This is a genomic window from Acidimicrobiales bacterium (assembly GCA_035533595.1).
In the GTDB taxonomy this organism is placed as follows: domain Bacteria; phylum Actinomycetota; class Acidimicrobiia; order Acidimicrobiales; family Bog-793; genus DATLTN01.
Genome location: DATLTN010000040.1, coordinates 15,156 through 27,989 on the forward strand (window position 1 = coordinate 15,156; position 12,834 = coordinate 27,989).

At 73.8% G+C, this 12,834-nt stretch carries 11 protein-coding genes; 7 read left to right on the plus strand and 4 right to left on the minus strand.

Annotated elements, in window-relative coordinates:
* Window positions 1-26 precede the first annotated feature (26 nt).
* The 6 genes from VNF07_07630 (at window position 27) to VNF07_07655 (ending at window position 6,598) form a co-directional block, all read left to right on the plus strand.
* A complete protein-coding gene (locus tag VNF07_07630) occupies window positions 27-779 on the plus strand; it encodes a response regulator transcription factor (GenBank protein HVB06095.1) in 753 nt (250 codons plus the stop codon).
* A 22-nt stretch (window positions 780-801) separates the two neighbouring features.
* Window positions 802-1,392: a hypothetical protein gene (locus VNF07_07635; protein HVB06096.1), complete on the plus strand. Its 591-nt coding sequence runs from the start codon at window positions 802-804 to the stop codon at window positions 1,390-1,392.
* A complete protein-coding gene (locus VNF07_07640) occupies window positions 1,393-2,571 on the plus strand; it encodes a MarP family serine protease (GenBank protein HVB06097.1) in 1,179 nt (392 codons plus the stop codon).
* A 47-nt stretch (window positions 2,572-2,618) separates the two neighbouring features.
* On the plus strand, window positions 2,619-4,541 hold the full coding sequence (locus tag VNF07_07645; GenBank protein HVB06098.1) for a glycoside hydrolase family 15 protein: 1,923 nt from the start codon (window positions 2,619-2,621) through the stop codon (window positions 4,539-4,541).
* Window positions 4,542-4,610: 69 nt separating this feature from the next.
* Complete coding sequence (locus tag VNF07_07650) at window positions 4,611-5,660, plus strand: glucose 1-dehydrogenase (GenBank protein HVB06099.1); 1,050 nt, start codon at window positions 4,611-4,613, stop codon at window positions 5,658-5,660.
* On the plus strand, window positions 5,657-6,598 hold the full coding sequence (locus VNF07_07655) for an MBL fold metallo-hydrolase (GenBank protein ID HVB06100.1): 942 nt from the start codon (window positions 5,657-5,659) through the stop codon (window positions 6,596-6,598). Before VNF07_07650 ends, VNF07_07655 begins: the two co-directional genes overlap by 4 nt.
* Window positions 6,599-6,602: 4 nt before the next feature.
* Here the strand turns inward: VNF07_07655 and VNF07_07660 are convergent, their stop codons facing one another.
* From VNF07_07660 to VNF07_07675, 4 genes are all read right to left on the minus strand, one after another.
* Window positions 6,603-7,382 (minus strand): maleylpyruvate isomerase family mycothiol-dependent enzyme, encoded by a 780-nt coding sequence (locus VNF07_07660; protein HVB06101.1) that lies wholly within the window; start codon window positions 7,380-7,382, stop codon window positions 6,603-6,605.
* A 48-nt stretch (window positions 7,383-7,430) separates the two neighbouring features.
* Window positions 7,431-8,456 carry an L-histidine N(alpha)-methyltransferase gene (gene egtD / locus VNF07_07665; GenBank protein HVB06102.1) on the minus strand — a complete coding sequence of 342 codons (1,026 nt, stop codon included), beginning with the start codon at window positions 8,454-8,456 and terminating at the stop codon, window positions 7,431-7,433.
* 1 nt (window position 8,457) lies between these two features.
* Complete coding sequence (gene egtB / locus VNF07_07670) at window positions 8,458-9,699, minus strand: ergothioneine biosynthesis protein EgtB (protein HVB06103.1); 1,242 nt, start codon at window positions 9,697-9,699, stop codon at window positions 8,458-8,460.
* Window positions 9,700-9,891: 192 nt separating this feature from the next.
* Complete coding sequence (locus tag VNF07_07675; protein ID HVB06104.1) at window positions 9,892-11,895, minus strand: (Fe-S)-binding protein; 2,004 nt, start codon at window positions 11,893-11,895, stop codon at window positions 9,892-9,894.
* 106 nt (window positions 11,896-12,001) lie between these two features.
* Here VNF07_07675 and VNF07_07680 point away from each other — a divergent pair, with 106 nt between their 5' ends.
* Window positions 12,002-12,826 (plus strand): enoyl-CoA hydratase-related protein, encoded by an 825-nt coding sequence (locus tag VNF07_07680; GenBank protein ID HVB06105.1) that lies wholly within the window; start codon window positions 12,002-12,004, stop codon window positions 12,824-12,826.
* Window positions 12,827-12,834 lie beyond the last annotated feature (8 nt).

The following is a 12,834-nucleotide window of genomic DNA, read 5'->3' on the forward strand; positions in this document are numbered from 1 at the left end:
TCGCGCCGGAGTCGGGAACTCGGGACATGGCGGTAGCCCTGGCCGGGGAGCGGTCCCACTGGCCGAAGGTGCTGCTCGTCGAGGACGATGAGTCGCACGTCCTCGCGCTGACGGTCGGCCTCGAGCGCGAGGGCCTCGCGGTGACCGCGGTGCGAGACGGCAACGCCGCCCTCGTCGAGACCGAGCGTCTGCGCCCCGACGTCATCCTCCTCGACCTCATGCTGCGTGGCCTCTCGGGCATCGACGTCTGCCGCGAGATGCGGGCGCGCGGCTTCGACACGCCGATCATCATCGTGAGCTCCCGTTCGGAGGAGGTCGACGTCGTCGTCGGGATCGAGGTCGGCGCCGACGACTACGTCGCCAAGCCCTACCGCATGCGCGAGCTCGTCGCCCGCATCTCGGCGCTGCTGCGCCGGCGGCGCACCGGGGGGGAGGGCCCCGCCCGCGAGCTGCCCTTCGGCGCCCCGAGCGCCGACGTGCTGCGCGTCGGCGACGTCACCCTCGACCCCGAGCGCCACGAGGTGGCGGTGCGCGACGTGCCGGTCGAGCTGCCGCTGCGCGAGTTCCAGGTGCTGCGCGAGCTCCTCGAGCACGCGGGGCGGGTGGTGAGTCGCGAGGAGCTCCTCGAGCGGGTGTGGGGCCTCGACTACGACGGCCACTCGCGCATCGTCGCCACCCTGATCGGCCGCCTGCGGGCGCGCATCGAGCCCGACGCGGAGTTCCCGACCCACATCACCACGATCCGCGGCGTCGGCTACCGCTTCAACGACCGAAGCTGACGCCCCGCCTACACTCGCCCCGATGGTCGCCACCCTCGGGCCCGAGCTCCACGCGCAGCTCCTCGAGGTCGTGAAGGAGCGCGGCTACACCCGCCGCGAGGAGCCCTTCCGCCTCGCCGCCGGTGGCTACAGCCACGACTACGTGGACATGCGCCGCGCCGTCGGCGCCGGCGAGGACCTCCGCCGCTGCGCCGAGGCGGTGATCGCCGCCCTCGAGGGCGTCGACTACGTCGCGATCGGCGGGATGACGATGGGCGCCGACCCCCTCTCGCACGCGGTGGCGCTCCTGTCGGGCAAGCGCTGGTACTCGGTGCGCAAGGCCGAGAAGGACCACGGCGCCGGTCGGCGGATCGAGGGCAGCGAGCTCGGCCCGGCGACGCCCGTCGTCGTCTTCGAGGACACCGTCTCGACCGGGCAGTCGCTCCTCGACGCCCTCGACGTGGTCAAGGAGACGGGGGCGCCGATCGCGGCCTGCCTCACCGTGCTCGACCGGGGCGAGGTCGCGAGCCGTCGCTTCGCGGAGCGCGGGGTCAGCTACCTGCCCCTCCTCACCTACCGCGACCTCGGGATCGAGCCGCTCGGCGAGGGCACGGGCGCAGCGACGAGCCCCTAGTTGGACCTCGTCGACGGGATCATCGTCGTCCTGCTCATCTTCGCCGCGCTGCACGGGAGGCGGGTCGGCGCCGTCGCCCAGCTGATCTCGCTCGCCGGGGTGGCGGCCGGCCTCGCGATCGGCGTCGTGCTCGTCGTCGCCGTCGTGCCGCACGTGCACAGCACGGTCGGGAAGACCCTCGTCGCGCTCGTCCTTTTGATCGCGCCGGCGAGCCTGCTGTCGAGCGCCGGGCGCCACCTCGGCTTCCTCGCCTGGCGCGCCCTGCGCCATGTGCCGCTCGCCCGCCCCCTCGACGCGCTGATCGGCTCGGTGGTCGCGGTCGCCGGCACCCTCGTCGTGTGCTGGTTGCTCGGCTCGATCCTCGTGAACAGCGAGCTCAGCGGGCTCTCGTCCGCGATCAGCCGCTCGAAGATCATCCGCGACGTGCAGTCCGCTCTCCCGCCGGTGCCCGACTCCTTCGCGGCGGTCGACCGCTACCTCTCGACGAGCGGCTTCCCCGTCGTGTTCGCGAACATCGTCCCCGAGTCGACGGGGGCGGTCTCCCTCCCGAGCCCCGCCGCCGTGAACGCCGCGGTCGCGCACGCCGGCGGCTCGGTGCTGAAGGTGGTGGCGATCGGCTGCGGCCAGGAGCAGGAAGGGTCGAGCTTCGCCGTCACCCCCGACCTCGTCGCGACGAACGCCCACGTGATCGCCGGGACCGGCTCGGTCACCGTGCACCTGCGGTCCGGGGCGGTGCTCTCGGCGACCCCCGTGTACTTCAACCCGAGCCTCGACCTCGCGCTCCTGAGGCTCCCGGGCGCCTCCCTCACCCCCCTCGCCCTCGACCCGAACTACGTCGAGCGCGGGCAGGACGCGGCGGTCCTCGGCTACCCGAACAACGGGCCGTTCGACGCGCAGCCGGCCGGCGTGCTGACCCGCACCGTCGCCCAGGGACGCGACATCTACGACCAGTCCTCGACGAGCCGCGTCGTCTACGGCCTGCACGCCGACGTGCAGCCGGGGAACTCCGGGGGCCCGCTCGTCGCCCCTGACGGCGCCGTCCTCGGCGTCGTCTTCTCCCGCTCGGCGGTGCAGCCGGACCTCGGCTACGCGCTCGCCTCCCCGCCGGTGCTGCAGGCGATCACCGTCGCCGAGCGCAACGACGGGGCGCGCGTCAGCACGGAGGGCTGCGCCGGCTGAGGAGGCCTTGACCGGCTGCTCGCGCCCTTCGCGACAATGATGGCCAGATGGCGCTCCGGCTCGAAGACTACGCAATCATCGGCGACACCCAGACCGCCGCGGTCGTCGGCCGCGACGGCTCGATCGACTGGCTCTGCCTCCCCCGCTTCGACAGCGAAGCCTGCTTCGCTGCCCTCGTCGGCGACGAGAAGAACGGCTTCTGGCGGATCTGTCCGGCGGCGAGCGGCGCCCCCGGCGAGGGGGCCCCGCTGCTCTCGAGTTCGCGCCACTACCGCGCCGACACGCTCGTCCTCGAGACCGAGTGGGAGCTCCCCGAGGGCCGGGTGCGGGTCACCGACTGCATGCCGGTGCGCGTCCAGAACCCACAGGTCGTGCGCATCGTGGAGGGGCTCTCCGGCGCCGTCGAGATGCGCATGGACCTCGTTGTGCGCTTCGGCTACGGCGCCGTCGTGCCCTGGGTCCGCCAGCTCGACGGCATGTTCCGGGCGATCGCCGGGCCGGACGCGATCAACCTCTGGACGCCGGTGCACTCCCACGGCGAGGGGATGACGACCGTCGCCCACTTCACGATCCGCGCCAGCCAGCAGGTCCCCTTCATCTTGTCCTGGTACCCCTCGCACGAGCAGCCGGTGCACCCGATCGACGCGCAGTACGCGGTCGACGAGGCGACGCGCTGGTGGACCGAGTGGGCGAGCCAGTCCTCCTGCCCCGGCGAGGCGCGCTGGCGCGACCCGGTGCTGCGCTCCGCGATCACCCTGAAGGCGCTCACCTACGCGCCGACCGGGGGGATCGTCGCCGCGGCGACGACCTCGCTGCCCGAGACCCTCGGCGGCGAGCGCAACTGGGACTACCGCTTCTGCTGGCTGCGCGACGCGACCCTCACCCTCTCGGCGCTGAACGCCGCCGGCTACCACGAGGAGGCGCTCGCCTGGCGGGACTGGCTGCTGCGCGCCGTCGCCGGCGACCCGAGCCAGCTGCAGATCATGTACGGGGTGCGCGGCGAGCGGACCCTCACCGAGCGCGAGCTCGCCTGGCTGCCCGGCTATGAGGGCTCCAAGCCGGTGCGCATCGGCAACCTCGCCGCCGACCAGTTCCAGCTCGACGTCTACGGCGAGACGATCTCGGCGCTGCACGAGTCTCGCCGCAGCGGCATCGACCCCGGCCCGGCGTGGGAGCTCGAGAAGGTGCTCCTCGACTTCTTAGAGGACGGCTGGCGCCAGCCCGACGACGGGATCTGGGAGGTGCGGGGGCCGCGCCGCCACTTCACCCACTCCAAGGTGATGGCCTGGGTGGGGATGGACCGCGCGGTGCGCGACGTCGAGGAGTTCGGCTTCGAGGGGCCCGTCGATGTCTGGCGACGGGCCCGCGACGCGATCAAGGCGGAGGTCCTCGAGAAGGGCTTCGACGCTGGGCGCAACACCTTCACCCAGTACTACGGCTCCAAGGAGCTCGACGCGAGCACGCTCATGATCCCCCTCGTCGGCTTCCTCCCCCCCTCCGACGCCCGCGTCGTCGGCACCGTCGACGCGATCCAGGCCGATCTCGCCCGTGACGGCTTCGTCCTCCGCTACGACGCGCAGAACGCCGCAGAGGTGGACGGCCTCTCGGGGCGGGAGGGGGCCTTCCTCGCCTGCTCGTTCTGGCTGGTCGACAACCTCGAGATGATCGGCCGCCACGACGAGGCGGTGACCCTCTTCGAGCGCCTCCTCGGCCTGGCGAACGACGTCGGCCTGCTCGCTGAGGAGTACGACCCCGTCGCCGACCGCCTGGTCGGCAACTTCCCCCAGGCCTTCAGTCACGTCTCGCTCGTCAACTCGGCGGTCAACCTGCAGCGCGCGAGCGGCTGGCAGGGGGCCGACGACCACTCGCTCCACACGCGTCTGCAGGGGCGCCGGGTCTCGATCCCGCACCGCCTCCGCCACCCGACGATGCACCACCACCCCTCGAGCGCCAAGCGGCGGAGCATCTAACCGCTGGGCGACCGCGCCGGAGGGTTCCGGTGCCCGGCAAAGTGACCCCCCACCCGATACAACTGAGCGATGCGCGCTGTCACCGTGATCCCGAAGACCCCCTCCTCGGCCACCCTCGCCGAGATCCCCGAGCCGGACGAGTCCGAGGGCAGCGTCCTCGTCGAGACCCTCGCCGTCGGCGTCTGCGGCACCGACGCCGAGATCGTGCACGGCGACTACGGCTGGAGCCCCCCGGGGCGCTCCGCCCTCGTCCTCGGCCACGAGTCGCTTGGCCGCGTCGCGGAGGCCCCCGCCGGCGGCGAGCTGCACGCGGGCGACCTCGTCGTCTGCATCGTGCGCCGGCCGGACCCTGTCCCGTGCTACGCCTGCGCCGTCGGGCAGTGGGACGCCTGTCGCAACGGCCAGTACACCGAGCACGGCATCAAGGAGATCGACGGCTTCATGCGCGAGCGCTACCGCTCGAACCCCGACGCCCTCGTGAAGCTCGAGCCCTCGCTGTCGAGCCTCGGCGTCCTCCTCGAGCCGACGACGGTCGTCGCCAAGGCCTGGGCGCAGCTCGAGGCGATCGGCAACCGCGCCGCCTGGAAGCCCGAGAGCTGCCTCGTCGTCGGCGCGGGGCCCATCGGCCTGCTCGCCGCGCTCCTCGCCCGCCAGCGCGGCCTCGCCGTGACCGTCGTCGACCAGGTCGACAAGGGGCTGAAGCCCGACCTCGTCGCCGCCCTCGGCGGCACCTACCACCAGGGCTCCCTCGACTCGCTGAAGGGCTCGGCCGACGTGGTCATCGAGTGCACCGGCGTCCCGGACCTCGTCCTCCAGTCGATCGCCGCGGCGGCGATCGGCGGCGTCGTCTGCCTCACGGGGATCTCCCCCGTCGGCACCAGCGAGAGTGCCGACTTCGGCGACATCGCCCGCCAGATGGTGCTCGGCAACACCACCGTCGTCGGCTCGGTGAACGCCAACCGCGACCACTACGAGGCGGGCGCGCAGGCGCTGCATGCCGCGGACCCCGAGTGGCTCGGCCGGCTGATCACGCGGCGCGTCCCGATCGAGCACTTCGACCAGGCGCTGCAGCGCTCCCCTGACGACGTGAAGGTGGTCATCGAGATCGGGGCTGCGTGAGCGCACCGACGCCGGCGGCGGTCGCCCCGGGCATCGTCGAGATCGACACCCTGCTCGGCGGCTGGCGGCAGACCACCGCCGGCTACCTCGTCGGCGACGAACAGCCGGTGCTCATCGAGACCGGCAGCCAGAGCTCGGTGCCGACCGTCCTCGAGGCGCTCGCCGGCCTCGGCCTCGGCCCCGACGACCTCTCGGGGATCGCGGTCACCCACATCCATCTCGACCACGCGGGGGGCGTCGGCGACCTCGCCGCGCACTTCCCGCGCGCCACCGTCTACGTCCACGAGCTGGGCGCCCGCCACCTCGTCGACCCGAGCCGCCTCGTCGCCTCGGCGGCGCGCGTCTACGGCGACAAGCTCGACGGCCTCTACGGCCGGCTGGAGCCGACCGAGGCCGGGCGGATCGTCGTCCTCGGCGACGGCGAGGCCCTCCCCGTCGACGGCCGGCGCGTCCTCGCCGTCGACTCCCCCGGCCACGCCAAGCACCACCTCGGCTTCTTCGACGAGGAGAGCGGCCTGCTCTTCGCCGGCGACGCGGTCGGCGTGCGCCTCCCCGACATCGGCGTGCTGCGCCCCGCGACCCCACCGCCGGACTTCGACCTCGAGCTCGCCCTCGCCTCGCTCGCCCGCTTCGCCGCCCATTCGCCCGCCGCGATCGTCCTCGCGCACTACGGCGTGGTGCCGGGCGAGGCGGCCGCCGTGCTCGCCGACGCCGCGGAGACGCTGCGCTCCTGGGCGGGCGTCGCGCGCGGCGCCTTTCTCGCCGGCAACGACATCGCGACCGCCCTCGAGGGCGCCTTCGGCGGCGACTTCTCCCACCTCGACGACGCGGCGCGCCACCGCGCCGAGACACTGAACGGCATCCACTCCAACGCCGACGGCTTCCGCCGCTGGCTGGAGACGACGGCCGCCCCCGCCGAAGGCGAGCCGCAGCCCTAGCGCTCTAGAAGCCGGGAAAGGCCGCCCGCAGCGCGGCGAGGTCGACGGGGCCGCTCGTCGTTGCCGAGGACGGCGTGTGCTCGGCGTCGAGACGGCCGTAGAGAAGGCGCAGCAGCGCCTCGGCGGGGAGCGAGAGCGAGCTCTCCGCCTCGCCGGCGCCCGGGGTGAGCGCCGGCTGCTCGCCGAGGCTGAGGAGGAAGTCCCGCGCCGGCTCCTCGGCGTGCACCGCGACCGCGCCGTCGGGCTTGTCGCCGCGCGCGAGGCGCGCCGCGCGCCGGGGGAGCAGGTCGACGAGGTGCTCCACCGCCTCGGCCTGCACCGTGGCCTCGGGCGCGCTCGCCACCTCGACGTCCCAGGTGTGCACGGCGTGCTCGCCGAGGCGCATCAGCACCGCGCCGCTCGCGTCGAGCATGCTGCCGTCGAACCAGGGGATGGAGAGCGCGTCGAGCTCCTCGTCGGAGAGCGCCTCGTAGGCGGCGATGTGCGCCTCGTCGGCGGCGGCGAAGCCGTCGGCCATCTCGCGCGGGCTCCTCGCGTTCCAGGTGTCCCAGATCGCCTGGTACTCGCTGCGGTCGGGCGCGGGAGCGCCGGCGCGCGCTGCGGTGAAGTTGAGGAGGGCGATCTCCGCGCCGCTCCCGAGATGGGAGAGGACCTGCGCGACGTTCCAGTCGTCACAGTAGGAGGGGGCCTCGAGCGCGGCGTCGTCGAGCGGCGAGACGAGCGCGCAGAGGTGCTCGTGGCTGTGGCGCAGGACGGCGATCGGCTGGCGGTGGGGCGAGGGCATCGGTGGTCTCCTTCTCGGGCTGCGGCGAGCCTACGGGCAGTCGGGCGGTCAGCAGTAGGGGCGGGCGAGGGTGAGGAGGAAGTCGCCGCGGGGGTCGGTGAAGCGCTCCTCGACGACGAAGTTCGCGGCGGCGAGCTCCTGACCGATGCCGTCGGGGGTGAACTTCGCCGAGATCTCGGTGAGGAGCGACTCCCCTTCGGCGAACGAGACCGTGAGGTCGAGGGCTGCGAGGCGCACGCGCTGCGCGCGGCGGGCGCGCAGGTGCATCTCGATCCAGTGCTCCTTCTCGTTCCACAGCGCGACGTGGTCGAAGGCGGCGGGGTCGAAGTCGCCGCCGAGCTCACGGTTGAGCACGACGAGGAGATTGCGGTTGAAGGCCGCGGTCACCCCCGCCTCGTCGTCGTAGGCGGCGACGAGGCGCGCCGGCTCCTTCACGAGGTCGGTGCCGAGGAGGAGGTAGTCGTCGTGGGCCATCGTCGCCTCGAGGTCGACGAGGAAGCGCTGCCGGGCGGCGGGGGCGAAGTTGCCGATCGTCCCGCCGAGGAAGCAGACGAGGCGCCGCCCTTCGCGCGGCAGCGCCCCGAGGTCGCGGCGGAAGTCGCCGACGACCGCGTGCACGGCGACGCCGTAGCGGGCGTGCAGCGCCGCGGCGGCGTCGCGCAGCACCTCCTCGCAGACGTCGAGGGTCGAGATGCGCTCAAGGCGACCGTCGCCGGCGAGCGCGTCGAGGAGCAGGAGGGTCTTCTCCGAGAGGCCGGAGCCGAGCTCGGCAAGGGCGCGCGCCCGGCTGCGGCCGGCGATCTCTCCGGCGTGCGCGGTGAGGATCGCCGCCTCGGTGCGGGTCGGGTAGTACTCCTCGAGGCGGGTGATCGCCTCGAAGAGACGGCTCCCCTCGTCGTCGTAGAACCAGTTCGGGGGGAGCGACTTCTCGACGCCGCCGAGGCCGCGGCGCACGTCCTCCTCGAGCTCGCGGCGTCGCGCCGCGGCTGAGATGCGCACCTCGAGGCGCACCCCCTCGGCGCCCTCCCCATCGGCCGCCGCCCCCTCGCCGCCTGTCCGGCGCCCGGCCGCCACCTCAGCAGTCCCTCGCGAGGCGCAGCCCGCAGAAGGCCCAACGCGCCCCGGGCGGGAAGAAGTTCCGGTAGGTGAGGCGCTCGTGGCCGGGCGGGGTGGCACAGCAACCGCCGCGCAGCACGTGCTGGTTGACCATGAACTTCCCGTTGTACTCACCGACCGCACCCGGCGCGACCCGAAAGCCCGGGTAGGGCAGGTAGGCCGACGAGGTCCACTCCCAGACCTCGCCGGCGCCGCCCGGTGAGGAAGGGGCCGCGGGGTGCAGCGCGGCGGCGGCGCGCGGCGCCGAGGCGAAGCCCTCGGCTCGCGCCACGGCCTCCCACTCCACCTCGGTGGGCAGCCGCGCCCCGGACCAGCGGGCGAAGGCGTCCGCCTCGTAGTAGCTCACGTGGCAGACCGGCTCGGCGGGGTCGACGGGGCGCTCGCCGGTGAGGGTGAAGACGACCGCCCCCCCGTCGGCGGCCGACCAGTACAGCGGCCCGCGCCGCCCCTCGGCGGTGACCGCCGCCCAGCCGTCGGAGAGCCACAGCTCGGGACGCTCGTAACCGCCGTCGGCGATGAACTCGAGCCACTCCCCGCAGAGCACGGGGCGGGAGCAGAGCGCGAACGGTGCGAGCTGGACGAGGTGGCGCGGCCGTTCGTTGTCGAAGGTGAAGCACGCCGCCTCCTCGCCGACCTCGACGAGGCCGCCGGGGTGGGCGAGCCAGCCGGGGGGCGGCGCGGTGGGGGTCGGGGCGGGGACGGCGGGGGCGTAGGCGGGGCGGAGCGGGTTCTGGGAGAGCACGTGCTTGATGTCCATGAGCAACAGCTCCTGGTGCTGCTGCTCGTGGTTGAGGCCGAGCTCGACCCGCTCGCCGATCTCGCCCTCGAGGTCGCCGCCGAACAGCTCGCCCATCGCCTCGTCGACGTGGCGCCGGTAGGCGGCCACCTCCTCGACGCTCGGGCGGGAGAGCAGGCCACGGTCGGGGCGGGGGTGACGGGCGCCGAGGGCCTCGTAGTAGGAGTTGAAGAGGTAGCCGAACATCGGGTGGAAGGGGCGGTAGCCCGGGACGTGCTCGGCGAGCAGGAAGGTCTCGAAGAACCACGTGACGTGCGCCCGGTGCCATTTCGTCGGGCTCACGTCGGCCATCGACTGCACGGTCTGGTCCTCGGCCGACAAGGGCTCGGCGAGGGCCTCCGTCGCGCTCCGGACGGCCCTGTAGCGGGCGCCGGTCGCGGTGGACGTGGGGGCGGTGGCGACCACGACTAGGCGAGTCCGATGCGGGCGGCGATCCAGTCGAGGTTGCGCTCGGGGTCGACCCAGCGCTGCTGGCTCGCTGGAGGACGTGCGGTGCGGCGCGTGCCGCTCGCGGGTGCTGGCATGGGGGACCTCCCGGACGGATCGGCTCCCCGCGACGCTAACGACGACACCCGCCCGGCGGCGCGATGGCGGAGCTCAGCGACCCCCGAGGGAGCGCTCGAGGAGCTCGGCGAGGTCGAGGACCTCGACCTCGTCCTCGGCGCTGCGGGCGTGCACCCCGTCGTCGAGCATGATCCTGCAGTAGGGGCAGGCGGTCGCGACGACGCTGCTCCCCGTCGCCAGCGCCTCGTCGGTGCGCAGCAGGTTCACCCGCTGCTCGACAGGCTCCTCGAGCCACATACGGGCACCCCCCGCGCCGCAGCAGAAGCTGCGCTCACGGTTGCGCTCGAGCTCGACGAGCTCGGCCCCGGTGCCCGCGAGGACGGCGCGCGGCTCGTCGAAGATGCGCTGGTGGCGGCCGAGGTAGCAGGGGTCGTGGTAGGTGACGCGGCCGGCGAGCTCACCGACGGGCAGCCGCCCGGCGGCGACGAGGTCGGCGAGCAGCTCGCTGTGGTGCACGACGGTGAAGTTGCCGCCGAGGGCGGGGTACTCGCTGCCGATCGTGTTCAGGCAGTGCGGGCAGGTGGTGACCACCTTGCGGACGCCGACGCGCTCGAGCGTCTCGATGTTCGCCCGCGCCTGCTCCTGGAAGAGGAACTCGTTGCCCATCCGCCGCGCCGGGTCACCGGTGCAGCGCTCCTGTCGCCCGAGCACCGCGAAGCGCACGCCGGCACGCTGCAGGAGGCGGGCGAGCGAGCGCACCGTGCGGCGGGCGCGGGCGTCGTGCGCCCCGGCGCAGCCCACCCACAGCAGGTATTCGACGGCGGGGTCGATCACCTCGCCGACGACCTCGACCTCGAAGCCGAGGTCGGCGGCCCACTCGAGACGGGCAGCCGCCCCGACGCCGAAGGGATCGCCGCGGCTCTCGACGTTGCGCAGCATCGTCGCCGCCGAGGCGTCGGGGAGGGCCGACTCGCTCATCACCTGGTGGCGGCGGAGGTCGATGATCGCGTCGACGTGCTCGATGTCGACGGGGCACTCCTCGACGCAGGCGCCGCAGGTGGTGCAGGCCCAGATCACCTCCGGCGAGATCACCCCCGGGACGATCGGCCGCCCCGCGGCGGGCGCCACCACTGGCGCCGCGAAGAGCTCGTCGCGCAGCTCCATGACGAGCAGCTTCGGTGACAGCTCCTTGCCGCTCGCCCAGGCCGGGCAGACGCTCTGGCAGCGACCGCACTCGGTGCAGGTGGCGAAGTCGAGCAGCTGCTTCCAGGAGAACTCGGCGATCTGGCCCACCCCGAGGAGGGTCTCCTCGTCGAAGTGCTCGGGGTCGAGGTCCGGCGTCGAGTGCAACGGGCCGAGGCGGCGGTCGCGCCCGAAGGCGATGTTCAACGGCGCGAGCGCGATGTGCAGGTGCTTGGTGTAGGGGACGAGTGCGAGGAAGGCGGCGATGACGACCACGTTGGCGTCGAGGGCGACGGTCTCGGTCCTCGCCGCGAAACCGTGCCCGCCGTGCGCGAGGAGGCTGCCGACCGCCCGCGAGAGGTAGGCGAGGCCGCCGTCGGGGAGGTGGCCGTCGAGGCTCGCCGCGCCGCGGAACACGAGGAGCGTCCCGATGACGAGGAAGATCATCGTCAAGAGCGCGTAGGCGACGGCGGCGTGCGAGCCGAAGAAGCGCGAGCGCCTCCCCTCGCGCGCCGGGCGGCGCGCGAGGCGGATCGCGAGGAAGGTCACGAGGCCGACGAGGACGAGGGCGCTGAAGAGGTCCTCCACGAGGCCGAGGGCGGGGGCGTGGCCGATGAGCGGGATCGCGAAGGTGGGGCTGAAGAGCGCCCCGTAGGCCTCGATGACCGTCGCCAACAAGACGATGAAGCCCCAGAAGACGAGCGCGTGGGCGGCGCCGGCCACGGTGAAGCGCAGCAGCCGGCGCTGGCCGAGGACCTCGACGAGCTCGCGGCGCAGTCGCGCCCAGCCGGAGCTCCTTCTCGTCGGGTCGGGGCGACCGCTCGCGATGAGGCGGCCGAGGGCGCGCCCGCGCGCCAGCGCGAGCGCCGCGGCGAGGAGGCTCGCGGCGACCCCGATCGGCCAGCGGCTCAGCACGGGCAGTGTCTACACCGGCCCGCCACCCTGAAGCGGCTTCCGGCAGGGAGGGGGGCTGGGGAGGCGGCAGTAGCCTGGCCGGGAGCGAGCTCGTGAGGAGGAAGCAATGAGCGCCGCGCCGCGCGACGAGCAGCGCCCGAGCCGAAAGAGCGTGCGGCTGCGGCGCTCCGGCGCCGTCGCCGAGCTCCGCCTCGACCGGCCCGCGGCCCACAACGCCCTCAGCTCGGCGATGCTCGGCGAGCTGCGCGCCGCCTGCGTGAAGCTCGCCGGCGACCCGGCCCTCGCCGCGGTCGTGCTCTCCTCCACCGACCCGGTGGCCTTCTGCGTGGGGGCGGACCTGAAGGAGCGGGCCGGCTTCTCCGACGACGAGCTCGTCGCCCAGCGCCCGCTCCTCAGCGCCGCCTTCGCCGCGCTGCGCGCCATCCCTGTCCCGGTCGTCGCCGCCGTCGGCGGCTACGCGGTCGGCGGCGGCTACGAGCTCGCCCTCAGCTGCGACGTGATCGTCGCCGGCGAAGGCGCGGTCGTCGGCCTCCCGGAGGTCTCCCGCGGCCTCATCCCCGGCGGTGGCGGCACCCAGCTCCTGCAGCGCCGCGCCGGGAGCGGGGTGGCGGCCGAGCTGATCTACTCCGGCCGCCTCGTCGCCGCGCCAGAGGCGCTGCAGCGGGGCCTCGTCGACCGCCTCGTCGCCGGCGGCTCGGAGCAGGGCGAGGCGCTGGCGCTGGCGGGCGAGATCGCCGGCAACTCCCCGCTCGCGGTGCGCAGCGCGAAGCGGGCGCTGCTGCTCGGCGCCGACCTCGCCCTCGAACGGGGCCTCGAGGTCGAGGAGGCCGCCTGGCGGCGGGTCGCGCTCTCCGAGGACCGCCGCGAGGGGATCCGCGCCTTTGTCGAGAAGCGGCCACCGGTTTGGCCGCCCTCGGTGGATGCGCTTTGATTTGACGG